17 protein-coding genes are annotated in these 18,484 nt (G+C 68.7%); 6 read left to right on the top strand and 11 right to left on the bottom strand.

All coding sequences use genetic code 11. The features are described 5' to 3' along the window. The 4 genes from ACLQ2O_RS27235 to ACLQ2O_RS27220 all read left to right on the top strand — a co-directional run bounded on the left by ACLQ2O_RS27235 (position 1) and on the right by ACLQ2O_RS27220 (position 2,995). A complete protein-coding gene (locus ACLQ2O_RS27235) occupies positions 1 to 939 on the top strand; it encodes a carbohydrate ABC transporter permease (RefSeq protein WP_425836317.1) in 939 nt (312 codons plus the stop codon). Beyond that, positions 929 to 1,783, top strand: coding sequence for a carbohydrate ABC transporter permease (locus ACLQ2O_RS27230; RefSeq protein WP_425836314.1), 855 nt, complete (start codon positions 929 to 931; stop codon positions 1,781 to 1,783). Before ACLQ2O_RS27235 ends, ACLQ2O_RS27230 begins: the two co-directional genes overlap by 11 nt. 4 nt (positions 1,784 to 1,787) lie before the next feature. Then, a complete protein-coding gene (locus ACLQ2O_RS27225; RefSeq protein ID WP_425836311.1) occupies positions 1,788 to 2,570 on the top strand; it encodes a sugar phosphate isomerase/epimerase family protein in 783 nt (260 codons plus the stop codon). 83 nt (positions 2,571 to 2,653) lie between these two features. After that, a complete protein-coding gene (locus ACLQ2O_RS27220; protein WP_425836524.1) occupies positions 2,654 to 2,995 on the top strand; it encodes a YciI family protein in 342 nt (113 codons plus the stop codon). A gap of 76 nt (positions 2,996 to 3,071) precedes the next feature. Here ACLQ2O_RS27220 and ACLQ2O_RS27215 read toward each other — a convergent pair whose 3' ends face one another. The 5 genes from ACLQ2O_RS27215 to ACLQ2O_RS27195 form a co-directional block, all read right to left on the bottom strand. Beyond that, positions 3,072 to 3,383 (bottom strand): hypothetical protein, encoded by a 312-nt coding sequence (locus ACLQ2O_RS27215; protein WP_425836309.1) that lies wholly within the window; start codon positions 3,381 to 3,383, stop codon positions 3,072 to 3,074. A gap of 131 nt (positions 3,384 to 3,514) precedes the next feature. Beyond that, on the bottom strand, positions 3,515 to 4,417 hold the full coding sequence (locus tag ACLQ2O_RS27210) for a carbohydrate ABC transporter permease (protein ID WP_425836306.1): 903 nt from the start codon (positions 4,415 to 4,417) through the stop codon (positions 3,515 to 3,517). Further along, entirely contained in the window at positions 4,414 to 5,355 is a 942-nt protein-coding gene (locus ACLQ2O_RS27205) for a carbohydrate ABC transporter permease (RefSeq protein ID WP_425836303.1), read from the bottom strand. The genes ACLQ2O_RS27210 and ACLQ2O_RS27205 overlap by 4 nt, the downstream gene beginning before the upstream one ends. A 19-nt stretch (positions 5,356 to 5,374) precedes the next feature. After that, the gene (locus ACLQ2O_RS27200) at positions 5,375 to 6,676 is read right to left on the bottom strand and encodes an extracellular solute-binding protein (protein WP_425836300.1); all 1,302 of its coding nucleotides are present in this window, start codon (positions 6,674 to 6,676) and stop codon (positions 5,375 to 5,377) included. Between the two features lie 92 nt (positions 6,677 to 6,768). Beyond that, on the bottom strand, positions 6,769 to 7,806 hold the full coding sequence (locus ACLQ2O_RS27195) for a LacI family DNA-binding transcriptional regulator (RefSeq protein WP_425836298.1): 1,038 nt from the start codon (positions 7,804 to 7,806) through the stop codon (positions 6,769 to 6,771). A gap of 115 nt (positions 7,807 to 7,921) precedes the next feature. On the opposite strand from ACLQ2O_RS27195, the gene ACLQ2O_RS27190 reads away from it, so the two are divergent. Continuing rightward, positions 7,922 to 10,234, top strand: coding sequence for an ATP-binding cassette domain-containing protein (locus ACLQ2O_RS27190; protein WP_425836295.1), 2,313 nt, complete (start codon positions 7,922 to 7,924; stop codon positions 10,232 to 10,234). Here ACLQ2O_RS27190 and ACLQ2O_RS27185 read toward each other — a convergent pair. The 5 genes from ACLQ2O_RS27185 to ACLQ2O_RS27165 all read right to left on the bottom strand — a co-directional run bounded on the left by ACLQ2O_RS27185 (position 10,177) and on the right by ACLQ2O_RS27165 (position 16,775). Beyond that, positions 10,177 to 10,905, bottom strand: a complete 729-nt coding sequence (locus tag ACLQ2O_RS27185; protein ID WP_425836292.1) for an SRPBCC family protein — start codon at positions 10,903 to 10,905, stop codon at positions 10,177 to 10,179. The genes ACLQ2O_RS27190 and ACLQ2O_RS27185 overlap by 58 nt on opposite strands. Before the next feature lie 81 nt (positions 10,906 to 10,986). Then, positions 10,987 to 13,239 carry a M4 family metallopeptidase gene (locus ACLQ2O_RS27180; protein WP_425836290.1) on the bottom strand — a complete coding sequence of 751 codons (2,253 nt, stop codon included), beginning with the start codon at positions 13,237 to 13,239 and terminating at the stop codon, positions 10,987 to 10,989. A gap of 438 nt (positions 13,240 to 13,677) precedes the next feature. Beyond that, positions 13,678 to 14,463, bottom strand: coding sequence for an SGNH/GDSL hydrolase family protein (locus ACLQ2O_RS27175; protein ID WP_425836288.1), 786 nt, complete (start codon positions 14,461 to 14,463; stop codon positions 13,678 to 13,680). 56 nt (positions 14,464 to 14,519) lie between these two features. Further along, positions 14,520 to 15,758, bottom strand: coding sequence for a threonine--tRNA ligase (thrS, locus tag ACLQ2O_RS27170; RefSeq protein WP_425836285.1), 1,239 nt, complete (start codon positions 15,756 to 15,758; stop codon positions 14,520 to 14,522). A gap of 168 nt (positions 15,759 to 15,926) precedes the next feature. Continuing rightward, positions 15,927 to 16,775 (bottom strand): acyl-CoA thioesterase, encoded by an 849-nt coding sequence (locus tag ACLQ2O_RS27165; RefSeq protein ID WP_425836283.1) that lies wholly within the window; start codon positions 16,773 to 16,775, stop codon positions 15,927 to 15,929. A gap of 141 nt (positions 16,776 to 16,916) precedes the next feature. Between ACLQ2O_RS27165 and ACLQ2O_RS27160 the strand changes: the two genes are divergently transcribed. Next, positions 16,917 to 17,369, top strand: coding sequence for a DoxX family protein (locus tag ACLQ2O_RS27160; protein WP_425836280.1), 453 nt, complete (start codon positions 16,917 to 16,919; stop codon positions 17,367 to 17,369). A gap of 53 nt (positions 17,370 to 17,422) precedes the next feature. Here ACLQ2O_RS27160 and ACLQ2O_RS27155 read toward each other — a convergent pair whose 3' ends face one another. After that, a complete protein-coding gene (locus tag ACLQ2O_RS27155; protein ID WP_425836277.1) occupies positions 17,423 to 18,340 on the bottom strand; it encodes a proteasome assembly chaperone family protein in 918 nt (305 codons plus the stop codon). Between the last annotated feature and the right edge of the window lie 144 nt (positions 18,341 to 18,484).

Genomic DNA, 18,484 nt, shown 5'->3' with positions numbered 1-18,484 from the left:
ATGGCTGTCGACACCCTCCCTGCCACGGCAACAACTCCTCGGCAGGACCAGCGGGCCGCGAAGAAGCCGAAGAACAAAGAGGCGCTCACCGCGTGGCTGTTCATCCTGCCCAGCCTGATCGGCTTCCTGATCTTCACCGCCGGACCGGTCGTCGCGGCGGGCGTGATCTCGCTGCTGAACTGGAACCTGTTCAGCTCCCCCACCTGGGCCGGCCTGAAGAACTTCGCCCGGCTCGGCCCCGACCCGACGTTCTGGTCCGCGCTCGGCAACACGGCGTACTTCACCTTCGTCAGCGTCCCGCTGACGATCGTGGTCAGCCTGGCGCTGGCGCTGCTGCTGAACGAGGGCGTACGCCGGATCGCGGTCTTCCGCTCGCTGCTGCTGTTGCCGTACGCAACGATCACGGTGGCGGTCGCGTTCGTCTGGATCTGGCTCTACATCCCGCACGACGGCCTGGTGAACGCCGCGCTCGGGCTGGTCGGGATCGACGGGCCGCAGTGGCTGATCTCGGACAACTGGGCGATGCCCGCGCTGATCGCGATGAGCGTGTGGAAGAGCTTCGGTTTCGGCATGGTCGTCTTCCTCGCCGGCCTGCAGGCGATCCCGCAGCAGCTGTACGAGGCCGCGAAGGTCGACGGCAGCAACGCACTCCAGACGTTCCGCAGCGTGACGCTGCCGATGCTGTCCCCGGCACTGTTCTTCGTCGTGGTGACGTCGATCATCGGGTCGTTCCAGGTCTTCGACCAGGCGCTCATCATGACCAACGGCGGTCCGGGGTCCCGGACGACGACGCTGGTCATGTACATCTACCGGACCGGCTTCGAGAACTACGACCAGGGGTACGCCGCGGCGCAGTCGCTGGTCCTGTTCGGCTTCATCGTGGTGATCACCGCGGCCCAGTTCCTGCTCCAGCGGAGGCTCGTCCACTATGACAACTAACGTGCTCGCACCCCTGCGGAAGAACCCGGTCGGCACCCGCAAGCTGGTTGTCTTCGCCTGCTTCATCGTGACGGCGGTGACGCTGGTGCCGGTCGTGATGATGGTGCTGGTGGCGTTCCAGTCCGATGCCGAGTCGATGGCGGCGCGACCGTCGTTCTGGCCGAGCAGCTGGCACCCGGAGAACCTGACCCGCGCGTTCGAACTCGTCCCGCTGGGCCGGTACCTGCTCAACACGGTGATCTTCGCCGCCGGTACGACGCTGCTGGAGACCGTGACGGCCGCGCTGGCGGCGTACGCGTTCGCCCGGCTGCAGTTCCCGGGCCGGACCTGGCTGTTCGGCATCTACCTGGCCACCCTGATGATCCCGTCGCAGGTGACGCTGATCCCGCAGTTCGTGCTGGTCGCGAAGCTGCACGGGATCGACACCTGGCCGGGCATGATCCTGCCGCACGCGTTCACCGCGCTCGGCGTGTTCCTGCTGCGGCAGTTCTTCCTCGGCATCCCGCGCGACTACGAGGAGGCCGCGCGGCTGGACGGCGCGAACCGGTGGCAGGCGTTCGTGCGGGTGATCGTGCCGCTGGCGGTCCCGGCGATCGCGACGCTGGCGGTGTTCAAGTTCATCGGGCAGTGGAACAACCTGCTCTGGCCACTGGTCGTCTCCAACAGCGACGCGACCCGTACGGCGGCCGTCGGTCTGCAGGTGTTCCAGGACACCAACGGCACCCAGTGGAACCTGTTGCTGATGGCAGCGACCATCACGACCGTGCCGCTGATCGTGCTGTTCTTCCTCACCCAACGCTGGTTCGTCAAGGGCATCACCATGAGTGGACTCGGAGGCCGCTGAACCCATGAACTACATCTGGTCCGTCTTCACCAAACCGTGGGCCGAACTGCCCGGTGACGAGCTGGGCAAGCTCGTCGCGGGGCTCGGCTTCACCGGCGCGGAGATCCCCGTCCGGGACACCGCGTACCTGACGCCGGCGACCGCCGAGAAAGCGCTCCCCGTGTTCACGGAGCAACTCCGGGACGCGGGCGTCGAGCCGATCAGCATCGCCAGCGGGCTCGACGAGTCCACGTTCGCGGCGGCGGCCGCGGCCGGTGTCCCGATGATCCGGATCATGGCCGAGCTCGGCCCGGACGGCTACGCGGCTTCGGTACGGCGTAACCGCGAGCAGCTCGAAGCGGCCGCCGGGCACGCGGCCCAGTACGGCGTACAGGTCGGGGTGCAGCCGCACCATGGCAAGTTCGTCGCGTCGACGCTGGGCGTCGTGCAGCTGCTCGACGGGCTGCCGGAGCAGTTCAAGGTGGTCTGGGACGCGGCGCACGACGTACTGGCCGGTGACGATCCGCGGATCACGCTCGAGCTGGCCAGGGAGCGGCTCGGCATCGTGAACCTGAAGAACGTCACCTACATCACCACGGACGCGACCGCCGACGTCGGCGGCGCCTGGAAGCCGTGGTTCGTGCAGGGCGCCGAGGGCCTGGCGAACTGGTCGAGCGCGTTCGCGACGCTGCAGACCCTGGGCTGGAGCGGCCCGATCTGCCTGACCGGTCAGTACTCCGACCCGTCCGTGCCGGTGGGCGACCGCCTGCAGATCGACCTGAAGGCAGCGCAGGCCGCCGCGCGGTAGAACGTCTCGAGGAGCCGGTGTCGAGTGATCGGCACCGGCTCCGACGTACCCTCGAAAGCCATCGAGGAGGCCACGTGAAGTACATGCTGCTGATCTACGGCAACGACGAGACCTGGAAGGCCCTGGAGGCCGAGGGCATGGAGTCCGTCTTCGCCGTGCACCGCGCGGTGATGGCCGAGACCCGCGCGAGCGGCGAGCTGATCGCGTGCGACGGGCTGGCGACCGCGCGGGCGCGGGTCGTCCACGTCCACGACAACGCGCTGGCGGTGACGGACGGGCCGTTCACCGAGGCCAAGGAAGTGCTGGCCGGCTACTACCTGTTCGAGTGCGACCTGGAGCGGGCGACCGAGCTGGCCGGACGGCTGGTCGAGGCGAAGTACTCGCCGATCGAGGTGCGAGCACTCACGCAGCCGTTCGAGGAGTGAAGGCTGCTCCAGCGACTTGCCGGGCTCAGCTCGGCGTTGACCTGAGACCGGCGAGTCACTGATGCTGCCAGGTGTTCTAGCTGGGGTACGCCGGCGCGAGAGTGACCCCACCTGTGGCGGGCTGATCACCCATCCCGCGGCCACCCTGGACGAACACCGTTGCGCCCGGCTCCGGTGCCGAGACACCGTCGTCCAGACGCAGTGTGGTGGTCAGACCGTTGCTCAAGGTCAGTACCGCCACACGTCGCGGCCGGCCGGTGTGGATCGACGAGCTCACCTCGTGGATGCCGGTGCAGACCGCTGGTTGGATCGAAGCCCTGCCGAGCGTTGTCGTGCCGTGACTCCTCACATCACGGCGCTGCTCGGCGAGCCGCCTCATGGCTGACACAGATCCCCCTCCTCATTAGGTCCCCCGAGGGACTAGTTGGGTTGTGCAACAGGTCCCATCACTCCTCACAGTGACAGAGCCATCGCAGCAGCCTTGCTGACTGTGACGAGGTTTTCAAGGGGATGTGAGGATTACTGGCCGCCGAAGCCGGTGGTGGCGATTCCCTTGATGATCTGGCGCTGGAAGAAGAGGAACACCAGTACCAGCGGCAGCGCGGCGAGGATCGCCGCGGCCATGTTCTGCGCGTACTGCAGGCCGTACGCGCTCTTCACCGTCTGCAGGCCGACCGGCAGCGTCATCAGGTCGGCGTCGGTGGTGACGATGAACGGCCAGAGGAAGTTGTTCCACGCACCGATGAACACGAAGATCGCGACCGCGGCCAGGATCGGCCGCGACAACGGCAGCACGATCGACCAGAACACCCGCAGCCGGTTCGCGCCGTCGACCCGGGCGGCGTCCTCCAGCTCGAGCGGGATCTGGTCGAAGAACCGCTTCAGGATCAGCACCATCGCGGGCGCAAACGCTTGCGGGAGAATGATTCCCCAGTAGGTGTCGACCAGGTCGAACGCGAGCATCTGGCGGAACAGCGGAACGATCAGCAGCTGCGGCGGAATGATGATGGCGGCGATGATCGCGCCGTACAGCCAGCGCCGGCCGCGGAAGTCGATCCGGGAGAACGCGTAGCCGGCCAGTGCGGAGGTGGCGACCGTCACCACCGTGATCAGCACCGAGGTGAGCAGGCTGTTCCAGGCCCACAGCGGGATGTCGCCGGCCGCGAACACCTTGCGGTAGGCGTCGAGGCTGAAACCGTCGGCCGGTGAGAGTGTCAGCGTCGATGCGGCCGCGTCGGCCTCGCTCTTCAGCGACGTCAGGATCGCCCACGCGAACGGGACCAGCCAGGTCGCGGCCAGGAACGCCAGGATCAGCAGCGCGACCATCCGCGACACGCTCCAGGGGTTCTCCCCCGGCTTGTGGCCCTGCTTGTACGCCGCCTTGCCGCGCTGGATGCCTCGGGACAGCGTGTAGGTGCTCATCGGGCGCTCCTGCGGTTCATCAGTTTGTACTGCGCGATCGAGATCAGCACGATGATCGCGAAGAAGAGGTACGAGATCGCCGAGGAGTAGCCGAACCGGTAACCGGTGAAGCCGGCCTCGTAGATGTACTGCACGATCGAGCGGGTGGTGCCGGCCGGGCCGCCGTTGGTGAGCATGTAGATCTGGTCGAACACCTTCAGCGACGCGAGCACCTGCAGCGTCAGGATCAGCGCGGTGGTCGGCGCGAGCTGCGGGATCACGATCGAGAACAGCTGGCGCCACTTGCCCGCGCCGTCGATCGCGGCCGCCTCGAACTGCTGCTCAGGGATGTTCTGCAGCGCGGCCAGGTAGAGCAGGAAGTTGAACCCGATCGTCCACCACAGCGTGGTGATCACGACCGAGATCATCGCCACGTTCGGGTCCTGCAGCCACGCCACCGGCGCGACCCCGAACTCGGCCAGGACGCCGTTGATCAACCCGAGCTTGGGGTTGTACATCCAGGTCCAGAACAGCACGACCACCGTCGAGGCGAGCAGGTAGGGCAGGAAGAACGAGAGCCGCCACAACCACCGGCCGGGCAGCCCGAGGTTCACCAGCAGCGCGAACGCCAGCGACAGCACCACCAGTGGGACCGTGCTGAGCAGCGTGAACCACAACGTGTTGCCGAACGACTTCCACATGTCCGGGTCGCTGAGCGCCTCGGTGAAGTTCGCGAAGCCGATCAGCTCGCTGTTCGCGCCGGTCAGCGTCTCGCCGGTGAAGCTCAGGTACAGGCCGTAGACGGCCGGGACGACCAGGAACAGGGCGAACAGCACCACGAACGGTGCCGCGAAGGCCCACCCGGTCAGCGACTCACCACGCCGGGCCCGGGCCAGGCCCGTACTGTTGCCCTCCGCAACCACCAGGTCTGCGGCAGGACTGTCGACCGCTGTCGGCATCTCGGACTCCCTTCGTCGATCAGACCGGTTGCGGGCGGTCGAGCAGCTTGTTCAGCCGCTGCACGAATCCGTCGAAGCCGGCCGCCGGGTCCCCGCTGCCGAGGTAGACGCTCTGCACGTTCTCCGCGAAGTAGTTGGTGAAGTCGCTGCCGGCGCCGCTGAACCAGACGTCCGGGTCGTAGTTCACGTACGCCGGGATCCCGACGTAGTTCGACTGCGGCTTCAGCTCCAGGTACTCGGAGCTCTTCACCACCGGCTGGTACGCCGGGATGTGGCCGGCCCCGGCCCACTTCACCGAGCGCTTCAGGATCTCGGCGACCAGCTGGTAGGTGTAGCGGCGCCGGTCCGGGTCGGGCTTGGACTGCCGCGGCAGCACGAACGTGTGCGAGTCGGCGTACGCCGCCTGCTGCCCGAACAGGGCCGGGATCGGCATCGCGTCGAACGGCATCTTGGCGTCCTTGAGGACCGGGAGCTCCCAGACGCCACCGAGGAACAGTCCGCTCTCGCCGTGCAGGAACTCACTGACCGCCGTGCCGCCGTCGCCGCTGTTGGTGGCGATCGTGCCGTTCAGCAACGACTGCACGAACTCGAGCGCCTTGACCGCGGCGGCCTGGTCGACCTCGGCCTTGGTCCCGGGGACGAGCTTCATCTCCGCGCCGGTCTGGCAGTAGAAGGTGTAGAACAGCCGCCACATCTGCGAGGGGTCGCCCACGTACCCGTACGACAGGCCGTGCTTGCCGGTGATCTTCTGCAGCCGGGTCGCGACCTCGGTGAACTCCTCGGGACTGTCCATCGAGGCGATCTGGCCGGTCACCCCGGCCTTCTCGGCGTGCTCGGTGTTGTAGTAGAGCACGAACGGGTGGGTGTCGAGCGCGAGCGAGTACAGCTTCCCGTCGTACAGGCCCTTCTGCCAGACCAGCGGCGGGAAGTCGCTCTCCTTGACGCCGAACTCGGCGAGCAGGTTCAGGTCCCACGGCTCCAGCAGGCCGCCGGGCGCGTAGCCCGCGATCCGGGACGCGTGCATGATCGCGAGGTCGGGCGCGCGGCCACCGGCCGAGGCCATCGCCAGCTTCGTGTAGTACGGCGCTCCCCACGTGAGCACGGTCTGCTTGGCGTGGAACCCGGCGTTCAGGCCGTTCGCCGCGTCGACCAGGCCGGCCATCACGATGCCGTCGCCGCCGGTCATCAGGTGCCAGTAGTTGAGCTCGGTGCCGGAGCTGGCGGTACCCGGCGAACAGCCGAGCAGCAGGCCTCCACCGGCCAGCGCGGCCGCTCCGGAGAGCAGGCGGCGCCGGGAGAACTGACGATCGAACGATGTCATGGGGGTGTCTCCTTCGCAGGCGGCACCGATCATTACATCGTTGCAATGCGCTGACAAGAGCCCGCGCGTCAGATTTTGTCGAAACGTGTTGGTTAGCGTGCGGTGCTGGCGCGGGGTACGACGCGGTGCGGTACGACGATCCGGCGCGGGGTCGCCGAGCGGTCGGCCATCCGCTCCCCGAGCAGGTCCAGGGCCGACTGGACGAAGTTGCGCCGGTCGAAGTCGACGGTGCTCAGCGGCGGGACCGTGTACCGGCTCTCGAGGATGTTGTCGAAGCCGGCCACCGCGCAGTCCGCGGGCACCGCGACACCGGCCGACCACAACGCCGACAGGGTGCCGCTGGCGATGGTGTCGGTGAAGCAGAAGATCGCGTCCGGCGGTTCGTGGTCCTCGAGGTAGCGGCCGACGACGGTCGCGGCGCCTTCGGGGCTCCACCGGTCGAGGGCGATCTCGAGCGCGGGGTCGTGCAGGCCGGCCGCGGTGAGGACCTCGCGGTAGCCGATCAGGCGCAGGCGGGCGGCCGCCGTACCGGCTGAGTCCGTGCGGCCGCCGACCCTTCCAGGGCTGCCCGGGGCCTCGGGAGTGCCGACCGCGGCGATCCGGCGGTAGCCCTGGTCGACCAGGTGCCGCGTCATGTCGCGGGCCGCGCCGACGTTGTCGATGCAGACCTGGCTGACGACGTCCTGGTCGACATCACCGATCAGTACGACGGGTGGCAGCGGCCCGGCCGACATGACCGCGCTGTCGTCGAGGTTGACCGGGTTGAGGATCAGCCCGTCGATCTGGTGCGAGCGGGCCCGCGAGAGCAGGTCGTACTCGCGGTCGGGCTCGGCGGCGGTCTGCTCGATCTGGACTCCCCAGCCGCGTTCGTGCGCGAGCTCGACGACCAGGTGGGTGATCTCGGCCGAGTACGGCCGGAGCAGATCGGGCAGCGCCAGCCCGATCATCCCGGACCGGCCGTTGCGCAGCCCCCGGGCGCTCAGGTTCGGCACGTAGTCGAGCTCGCTGAGCGCCTGCTCGACCTTCGCGCGGGTCTCCGGCCGGACGAAGACGACCCCGTTGATCACGTTCGACACCGTCTTCGGCGACACCCCGGCCCGCTTGGCGACGTCCTTGACGGTGGCACGCATGGGCCCATTCTCACATCAACCCGAAGCTTCACAGCGACGTTGAAGGTTCGGAGGGGCCCTCGGGCTGACGTCGGCGGCAAAGTCTCTAATGGCGCTTCAATGAGAGGATTGAAGGATGCCTGCTACGGAGTTGACCGACGAAATCGCCGACAGCCACGACGTCATCCAGGTGCGCGGAGCCCGCGAGAACAACCTGGGCGGGGTGTCGCTGGACATCCCCAAACGCCGCCTGACCGTGTTCACCGGAGTCTCCGGGTCCGGGAAGTCCTCGCTGGTGTTCGGCACCATCGCCGCGGAGTCGCAGCGGCTGATCAACGAGACCTACACCGCCTTCGTCCAGAACTTCATGCCCAGCCTGTCCCGTCCCGACGTCGACTCGCTGCGCAACCTGAGCGCCGCGATCATCGTCGACCAGGAACGGATCGGCGCCAACGCCCGCTCGACGGTCGGCACCGCGACCGACGCGCACACCATGCTACGGATCCTGTTCAGCCGGATCGGCACGCCGTACGCCGGACCGCCGTCGGCGTTCAGCTTCAACCGGGCCGAGGGCATGTGCCTGGTCTGCGAGGGGCTCGGTAAGTCCACCGAGGTCGACCTGGACGAGCTGGTCGACCGCGACAGGTCGCTGAACCAGGACCCGATCAAGGCGCCCGGCTTCGGGGCCGACACCTGGTACTGGCAGCTGTTCGCGCAGGTCTTCGACGCGGACCTGCCGCTGCGGGACTACCGGGCCGAGGACTGGGAGCGGTTCCTGTACTCGCCGCCGACCAAGGTGAAGGTGGGCAAGAGCAACCTCACCTTCGAGGGGCTCGTGCCGAAGGTGAAGAAGCAGTACCTGGGCAAGGACCGCGACGGGATGCAGAACGCCGCGCGGGCCTTCGCCGACCGGGCGCTGAGGCTCGGACCGTGCACGGAGTGCGGCGGGGCCCGGCTGAACGCGGCCGCTCGCGCCGTACGGGTGGACGGGGTCGGGATCACCGAGTGCTCGGCGATGCAGATCAGCGACCTGGCGCAGTTCGTCCGCGGCATCGACGACCCGTCGGTCGGGCCGATGCTGGAAGGGCTGCGCGCGACGCTGGACTCGATGGTCGACATCGGGCTCGGGTACCTCAGCCTGAACCGCGAGTCCGGGACGCTGTCCGGCGGTGAGGCGCAACGGGTGAAGCTGGTCCGGCACCTCGGCTCGGCGCTCACCGACGTCACCTACGTCTTCGACGAGCCGACCGTCGGCCTGCACCCGCACGACATCCAGCGGATGAACGAGCTGCTGCTCCAGCTGAAGGCCAAGGGCAACACCGTGCTCGTCGTCGAGCACAAGCCGGAGACGATCCGGATCGCCGACCACGTCGTCGACCTCGGCCCCGGCGCGGGCCTGTCCGGCGGCCGGCTCTGCTACGCCGGCGACGTGAAGGGCCTGCTGAAGTCCGGCACGCTGACCGGGCGGTACCTCGACCACAAGGTCGCGCTGCGCGACACCGTTCGTACGCCGGCCGGCAGCCTGCGGATCGAGGGCGCGAACCTGCACAACCTGCAGGACGTCAGCGTGGAGGTTCCGCTCGGCGTACTGACGGTCGTCACCGGGGTCGCCGGCTCGGGCAAGAGCTCGCTGATCCACGGGTCGCTGGGCAATCGCGAGGGCGTGATCGTCGCCGGGCAGGACCCGATCCGCGGGTCGCGGCGCAGCAACCCCGCGACGTACACGGGTCTGCTCGACCCGATCCGGGCCGAGTTCGCGAAGGCGAACAAGGTGAAGCCGGGGCTGTTCAGCGCGAACTCGGTCGGCGCCTGCCAGACCTGCAAGGGGATCGGGCTGGTCTACACCGACCTCGGGATGATGGCCGAGGTGTCGTCGGTGTGCGAGCAGTGCAACGGCGCCCGGTTCACGCCCGAGGTGCTGGCGCTGCAGCTGCGCGGGAAGAACATCAGCGAGGTGCTGCGGATGACGATGACCGAGGCCCGGGACTTCTTCCCCAAGGGCCCGTCGCGGACGATCCTCGATCGGCTCAGCTCGGTCGGTCTGGGGTACCTGAGCCTCGGGCAACCGCTGACCACGCTGTCCGGTGGTGAGCGGCAGCGGATGAAGCTGGCGATCAACATGAGCAAGCGCGGGTCGATCTACATCCTCGACGAGCCGACCACCGGGCTGCACCTGGCCGACGTCGACCAGCTGCTCAAGATGCTCGACCAGCTGGTCGACGACGGCAACACCGTGATCGTCATCGAGCACCACCAGGCCGTGATGGCCCACGCGGACTGGCTGATCGACCTCGGCCCTGGCGCGGGTCACGACGGCGGCCAGATCGTGTTCGAGGGCACGCCGGCCGATCTGGTGGAGTCGAGCGCCTCACTGACCGCCGAGCACCTGCGTCAGTACGTCACCGACTCTGCGGCGATCGACTCGATCAGCTCTCTCCAGCTCTCGTAGTCCCCGGTGGTGGAGTCCGTCTGGGTGAGGACCAGGCGGGCTCCGCCGTTGCCGTCGCGCAGTGTCAGGGTCGCGTTGTCCAGCCGCAGCTCGTTGCCGTCGGGCGGGGCGACGTTCAACCTCTCGGCGAGCCGGGGCCACACCTTCTCCTTCGGTGCGGTCAGTTGCCGCTCGAAGCGGACCGTCCCGTCGGGCTGCGGCTCGCCGGCGTCCAGGCCGTAGATCTTCACGAAGTGCTCGTGCAGGACCTTGTAGTTGTCGCGGGCAACGGCTCGTCCACCGAGCGCCTGGTCCATCGCGTCCAGGCACAGGATCCAGCCGCTGGTGAAGCTCGCCGAGCCCGGGCGGTCGTCGTACGTCGTGGTCAGCGTGAGCAGACAACCGTCGTCGGTCGGTTCGACCTCCCACCGCTGGATCTCACTCCCCCACGTGAACTCCAGCAGCTTCGGCGGCTCGTACGCGCGGATCACGCCGTCGCCGCCGTCCTCGCCGTCGAAGGCGAAGCTGATCTTCCCGTCCAGCCGCAGGTCCAGCTCGACCGCGGCCGGGAACCAGTGCGCGAGCTCGCCGGGCTCGGTCAGCGCCCGCCACACCTTCTCCGGCGGATGCGCGAGCGCGCGCTCCATCCGCAGCTGGGTCCGGCCGTCGACGCTGGTCAGGGATTCGCTCATGACTCCATATATACCGCGTCAGGCATATAAAGGACAAGAACGAGGCCCGGCGACGTGGTGTCCGCCGGGCCTCGCCTCAGCTCACTTGGAGCAGTTGTAGATGGTGGCGTTGTCGAGCCACCAGTTGCCCGGGATCAGGTCGGCGAAGTCCTTGCCGTGCCCGGTCCAGCGGAACTTCAGCTGCTTGCCGGTGAACTCCGACAGGTCCAGCCGGCTGGTCTCCCAGCCGCCCGAGTTGCCGTGCCACGCGGCGACGGTGTCGTCGGTGAAGTTCGGGTCGAGCGTCGGCCCGTTCTTCCAGGTCAGCGCCGAGGTGTCCTTCCAGGTCGCGCCGCCGTTGTCGGAGTACTCCAGGGTGGCCGCCCCGGTCCGGACGCCGAAGATGATGAACACGTTGTAGAAGTTGTACGCGTGCGTGAAGCGCAGGTACGTCTTGGTGTTCTTGATCTTCGTGCTGTTCGCGGTCTGCAGGCTGATCGAGCCCTCCGGATCGGTCACGACGCCGAGCATCGAGTCGTCACCGTCCTGCGAGTACGACGTGTCGACGAGCGAGCCCTCGAGGCCCTCGCCCTTGCCGAGCACCCAGCCCTCACCGCGGACGACCTTGCCGTCCGGGTACTCCGCGAAGCTGGTCTTGAACAGGTTCTTGGCCTTCGCGCCGGTGGTGTCGCAGACCGGCGCCTGGGCCGGCTTGCCGACGGCCGGGTCGAAGTCCATCTCGGTCGCCTTGATGCCGAGCTCGACCTGGGCGCAGTCGGCCTTGGTCATGCCCGACTTCTTCTTCTTGGCCAGCTTGGTGCAGGTCGCGCGCAGGCCCTCGGCCAGGTCGCCGTAGTCGGCGCCGGAGGTCAGCACCTTCTGGGTCTCGTGCCACAGCACCTCGGAGCGGGCCAGGCCGATCCCGAGCATCCGCTGGCCGTTGAACGCGCCACCGTCGGCGATCAGGTACGCCGCCTTGTTGCCGACGCCGGAGTTGAAGTGCACGCCGCCGTTGTCCTGGAAGAACTCGTCGTCGAACCAGTTGCCGCTGCGCATCCGGTCCGGGTCGCCGAACTTCGTCGGGTCGGACATGCTGCGGATCACGCCGAGGCTGGAGCCCTCACCGATCTGCCAGCGGTTGACCGCGGTGTCGTCCGCGGAGCCGTTGGTCAGGTCGACGAACTCGCCGAGGATGTCGGACAGCGACTCGTTGATCGCGCCGGCCTCCCACAGGTAGGCCAGGCCCGAGGTGTTCTGCGTGACGCCGTGGGTCAGTTCGTGGCCGGTCACGTCGTCGGTGCTGACGCCTTCACCGAAGGCCATCTGCTCGCCGTTCCAGAACGCGTTGGCGTACGGGCAACCGCCGTCGACGCAGATCCGGACCGTGCCGCGCAGCGCCTTGCCCTTGCCGTCGCCGTAGTCGACGCCGATCAGCTCGGTCAGGTCGGTGCCCAGCGAGGCGTAGGTGTCGGAGGTGTCACCGAAGTACTCGTAGACCTGGTTGACGTCCTGGACCGCCGACGGCGCCTCGCCCTCGGAGCGGCTGGACTTGAAGACGGTGCCGCAGCGGACGTCCTCGTTACCGGTCTGGATCACGGTGTGGTCGGCGTCGCAGACCACACGGTTCAGCTTCTCGGCCATGTCCCAGGCGAGCAGGGTCTGGCCGGACGCGTGCACGATGGCCTGCCAGCGGACGTCGCCGGCGCCGGTCACGTCGTACAGGTAGACCGGGATCGCGACCGAGCCCGGCTGGCGGGTGACCAGGCCGAGGTCGAACCAGCGCGGTCCCTGCAGCTTCGCGGTCAGCTTGCCGGCGTCGAGCTTGCCGCGGGTCGCGACGGCCTGCACGGCCGCGTTCTGCGCGGTGGTCTTCGCGGCGTCGGCCTTGTCGGCCGCCGGGAAGGTCCCGTACGTCGCCAGCGCGACCTCGCCGTTCGCGGCCTCCAGCGCACCGGTCTTGTCGAGGCTGGTGACGATCTCGCCGCCGTACACCTCGACGCCGTCGATGACCTGCTGGAAGCGGGTCTGCGAGCCGTACTCCGACAGGGTGCTGGTCTGCGCCACCAGGTCGGCCGGGCGCGCTCCGAAGTACGGCGCGACCGCAGTCACCTGGGCCTTCGCGACCGCGGCCGCGTCGGGCTTGCTGGTCGCGGACTTTCCGGCCTTCGCGCTGACCGAGGCCGGAGCCTTCAGCGGCGTGGCCGGACGGACCGAGTGCGCGCGACCGGTCGCGTCGCGCTTGGTCACCAGACCGGCGCCGCCGGCCTTCGGGGTCTCCACCGTGCGGACCTCGGGACCCTTGGCGGCGGCCGCCTGGTCCACGACGGGAGCGCTGCTGGCGATTCCCGGTGCCACGAGGGTGAGTGATACTGCGCCGGCGGCTAAGCCGGCCAGCCAGGTGCGAGCTTTCACAGGCGTTTCCTCCCAGTACTGCGTGTCGCCGAGAGCCCACAAGCCCCCAAGCTCGCTCTCGACAGGCGGGTGACGGCTGCACCCTGTCATTCGCCGAATCCGGAAAGCGACCTCCCGTGATCCATCTCACACCAACGCGATCGCGACCTCACGCATCGTGAGTTGGGAGCGGCGACTTCACGCTCAAAGGGCGCTACCGAGAGTGCTGGCACAGGTGGGTCTGCGGCACCAGAAGGCCAGCAGCAGAAGGGGATTCGTGCATCGGGAGAGAGCGCCGACCGGCCGGCGACGACACCGACCACCCCTCCGGGGCCGGCCTCGCACCGGTACGGCACCCCTGCATCACACCACGAACAGGGGCGCCGCGCAGCCCTTCGGGTGTCAGCTCAGGTGCGGCTGGACCAGGTTGGCGAAGGTCGCCTGGCCGGTGACGTTCGGGTGGTACGACTCGCCGATCGGGTTGGACAGCCCGTTGATCCACTCCGGGCTGCCGCAGACGGAGTGCCCGGTGAACGCGCTCGTCGGGTTCACGAACGTGTAGCCGGCCGCGCCGGCGGCCGCGGAGATCTTGCTGTTCAGCAGGTCGGCGGTCTGGTTCAGCCGCGTCATCTCGGCGGCGCTGAAGAACGTGCCGGCGTTGCAGTCGGTTCCGTTGAACAGGCGCGGGTAGCCGACGATCACCACCTTCGCGGCCGTCGCCCGGCTGCGCACGGTCGCGTAGAGAGTCGTGAGCCGGCCCGGGATCGTGTTGTTGATCGTCGCCTGGGCGGTGTTGATCGCGGCGTCGCAGTTGCCGAGCCAGGCCGGCTTCGCGCACTCGGTGATCACCGAGGTGAAGCCCGCGTCGTTGCCGCCGACCTGCAGGGTGACGAAATTGACGGCCGCGGTGAGCGGGCCGAGCTGGTTCGCGGTGACGTCGGCGACCCGGGCGCCGGAGCAGGCGACCGACGTCAGCGTCGCGCCGATCCGGGCGGCCTCGACGTACGGGTAGGACTTGGTCGAGCGCTGGCACGCGCCGCTGTCGGGGATGTAGGAGCGGGTGCCGACGCCGGAGGCGTAGGAGTCACCGAGCGCGACGTACGAGGGGGCCGCGTGCGCGACGGTGGGGCTGGCCAGCAGCGCGGTGCCGAGCACCGCGCTGCCGAGGATTCCGGTGAGGCGTTTCATGGGGGCGGACCGCCTTTGCACTGGGTAGGGAGTGCATGACTGACCGTCACCATCTCTCAGTCCGGCAGCGACTGGCAAGAGTTTGCACGGCAATGGAAAGATAAATACTCGAGAACATCCACGGCCTCGGCCGGATCGTCCTGGTGACCGTCGCGGTGCCGCACCGCCAAGTGGCCGGAGGCAACCTCCCGCTTCCCCACCACCAGCTGGTACGGCGCGTGCCGGTTCTCCCGGATCCGCGCGCCGAGGGTGCCCTCGTCGGCGTGCGCCACCTCGACCCGCAGGCCACGGTTCATCGCGCGGCGCGCGATCTCGGCGGCGTACGGCTCCTCGGCGTCCGACAGCGGCAGCACGACGACCTGGACCGGCGCGAGCCAGGCGGGGAAGGCGCCGCCGTGCTGCTCGACCAGTTGCCCGATCACCCGTTCCAGGCTGCCGATGATCGCCCGGTGCACCATGACGGGCCGGTGTTTGTTGCCGTCGGCACCTATGTACTCGAGCTCGAACCGGGCCGGCTGGTGGAAGTCGACCTGGATGGTGGACAGGGTGTACTCACGCCCGGCCGCGTCCTCGAGCTGGATGTCGATCTTCGGCCCGTAGAACGCGGCCTCCCCCGGCGCCTCCTCGTAGTCGACCCCGGCCTCGTCCAGGACCTCCTTCAGCAGCGCCGCCGACCGGTCCCAGCTCTCCTGGTCGCCGACGTACTTGCTGTCGGCGGCGCCGATCCGGGCGTCGGCCGCGGGCAGCGACAGCAGGAAGCGCGACGGCTTCAGGCCGAGGTCGTCGTACGCGCGCAGGATCAGGTCGAGCGAGGCCCGCGCCTCACCGGCCACCTGATCGAGGGTGCAGAAGATGTGGCCGTCGTTCAGCTGGATCGCGCGCACCCTGGTCAGTCCCCCGAGTACGCCGGACAGCTCCGAGCGGTACATGCCGCCGAGCTCGGCGTACCGCAGGGGGAGCTCGCGATAGCTGTGGGAGCGCGACCGGTAGATCAGCGCGTGGTGCGGACACAGGCTCGGGCGCAGCACCACCTCCTCCTCCCCCACCTTCATCGGTGGGTACATGTCGTCGCTGTAGTGCGACCAGTGGCCGGAGATCTCGTAGAGCTCGCGCTTGCCGAGGACGGGTGAGTAGACGTGCTGGTAGCCCGCGCGGCGTTCCAGCTCGGCGACGTAGCTCTCCAAGGCGTGCCGGATCGCGGCACCGGCCGGGAGCAGGTAGGGCAGGCCCGCGCCGATCAGCGGGTCGGAGTCGAACAGGCCGAGCTCGCGGCCGAGTTTGCGGTGGTCGAACATGGCTTTCCTCGCTCTGGGTCAGGGGCGAGTCGGCGGTGGCATGCAAAAAGCCCCGGGGCACTCGCCCCGGGGCTTTTGGAAGACTGCGTGAGTCAGCGCGCCGAGACGTACTCCGGCGTCGTCGTGACTGCGCTGAAACGCTGCATGTCCACCAAGCTAGCAGATCCGTCAATCGCTTTCGTCGTGCAGATCCAGTCCGACCGGGCGGATCAGCCCCTCCTGCGCGACCGACGCGGCCAGCCTGCCGTCCTGTGTGAACAGCCGACCGGTCGCGAACCCGCGGGCACCGGACGCCGACGGCGACGCCTGGTCGTAGAGCAGCCACTCGTCGGCGCGGAACGGCCGGTGGAACCACAGCGCGTGGTCGATCGAGGCCGGCTGGATCCGGCGGTCGCCGATCACCAGGCCGTGCGGCAACAAGCTTGCCCCGAGCAACGTCAGGTCGCTGGCGTAGGCCAGCACGCAGGCGTGCAGCGCGGGCTCGTCGGGCAGCTTGCCGGCGGCCCGGATCCAGAACTGCCGGCCGCTCACGCCGGCCAGCCGCATGTCGAGCGCCGCCCACTCCTTGTTCCAGTCCTCGGCCTTGCGCCCGGTCGCCGCCTCCAGCACCGAGGCCAGCGTCGGCGCTTCCTCCGGCGGTACGACGTCGTCCGGCATCGGGTCGCTGTGGTCCAGCCCGGGCTCGGGGCGCTGGAAGGACGCCGACATGTAGAAGATCGGCTTGCCGTTCTGCGAGGCGACCACCCGGCGGCTGCTGAACGTTCTGCCGTCGCGGGTCGGCTCGGCCCGGTACACGATCGGTACGGCGGTGTCGCCCGGGCGCAGGAAGTAGCCGTGCAGCGAGTGCACCACGCGCTCCGGCTCGACGGTCTGACCGGCCGCGGCCAGCGCTTGGCCCAGCACCTGCCCGCCGAACACCCGCTGCGCGGCGGTCTGCGGCTGGCGGCCGCGGAACAGGTCGTCGTCGATCTTCTCCAGGTCGAGCAGGTCGACCAGATCCTCCACAGACTCGGGCATGCCTCATCCTGACAGGTCAGCGGCCCGTGGCCGGGCATCTGTGGTTGCCCTCACGCGGTTGTTTTCGGTGAGCTTTCGGGTGCCGTCCGTAGGCTGCGGTTGAACGCGCAACCAAATACCCGACCGACCGAAGGAGCCCCCGTGAGCCGCCTCCCCTCCGGCGCCACCCGCCACGCCCGTGACCTCGTCCTACTGATCGCCCGGGTGGGCCTCGGCGTCGTGTTCGTCGCCCACGGCTGGCAGAAGTTCCGTACGAACGGCCTGGCCGCGACCGCGAGCGGCTTCGAGCAGATGGGCGTCCCGGCGCCGACACTGTCGGCGTACTACGCCGCCGGTGCGGAGCTGATCGCCGGTGCGGCGCTCATCCTCGGCTTCCTGACTACGGTCGCCGGGGTGCTGCTGGCGCTCGACATGGCCGGGGCGTTCCTGTTCGTGCACCTGTCGAACGGCGTGTTCGTCGCCGAAGGCGGCTGGGAGCTGGTCGTCGTCCTGGGACTGGCCGCGCTGACGCTCGCGGCGGTCGGGCCGGGACGCTACAGCATCGACCGCATCCTGGTCCGCTCGACCGCGGACCGGGCGACGCTGTCGGTCTGAACCACGGCCAACGCAAAGGGCCCCGGAGTTCCCGGGGCCCTTTGCGCGGTGGATCAGTTGGTGTCGTCGTCGCGGTTCAGCTCGGCGAGGAACTGCTCGACCTCGGCGCCCAGCTCGTCGGCCGATGGCGTCGAACCGGCCAGCAGGCTCCCGCGGCTGATCGAGCCGGCGGCGGCGTCGTACTGGGTCTCGAGGGCGTTCACCACGGCCGAGGCGTCGTCGGACTGCTCGACCTGCTCGTCGACCATCCGGCCGGTGATGGCGGCCTCGTCCAGCAACGCCTTGCTCGGCAGCAGCAGCCCGGTCGCGGCGGAGATCGCGTGGACCAGCGCCAGCGCGGCACCCGGGAAACGGTTCTCGGCCAGGTAGTGCGGGACGTGGACCGCGAAGCCCATCGCGTCCTTGCCGGCCTCACCGAGACGGACCTGGAGCATCGTGCCGGCGCTCGCGGGCAGCCGCATCTCGCCGTCCCAGATGTTCGACCGGGTGACCAGCTCGGGCCGCGTCGCGTGCGCGGTCAGGCCGAGCGGGCGGGTGTGCGGCACGCCCATCGGGATGCCGTGCACGCCGACCGTCAGCGTCACGTTGTACTTCTCGATCAGCTGCCGGACCGCACCGGCGAACCGGTTCCAGTGGTTGTCGGGCTCGACACCCTCCAGCAGCAGGAACTCGACCCCGGCGTCGTCGGTCAGCAGGTGCAGGTTGAGCTGCGGGGGCGTGTAGTCGATGAAGCGGTCCTCCGAGAACGTCACCTCGGGGCGGCGGGCCCGGTAGTCGTGCAGCAGGTCGACGTCGAAACGCGCCAGCAGACGGCTGTCCAGTACGTCGAGCAGGTGGTCGGCCGTCACGCGACCCGCCTGGCCGGCGTCCATGAATCCGTCGAGCGAATGCACCAGCACCTTGGGCGTCGCCGCCGGGCCGGTCGCCACCGACTCGTCGACGATCTCGTAGAGGTCGTCCGGTCGCAGCATGTAACTCGTCTCCTTCATCGCGGGCCAACAGGGCGGTCAGGCCCCTCTATCCTGCCTTCTCAGGTGACAACGCCCGCTCACCGGGCAGGAATTCCAGCAGTTGAGAAGTTTTTCACCGATTCCCGCGCGGATCGGACCTGCGGA

Origin of the sequence: Kribbella sp. DT2 (assembly GCF_049844575.1) — a bacterium.
Taxonomy (GTDB): Bacteria; Actinomycetota; Actinomycetes; order Propionibacteriales; family Kribbellaceae; genus Kribbella.
The sequence above is the reverse complement of the archived record's forward strand: the minus strand, read 5'-3'. Positions and strand labels throughout refer to the sequence as shown.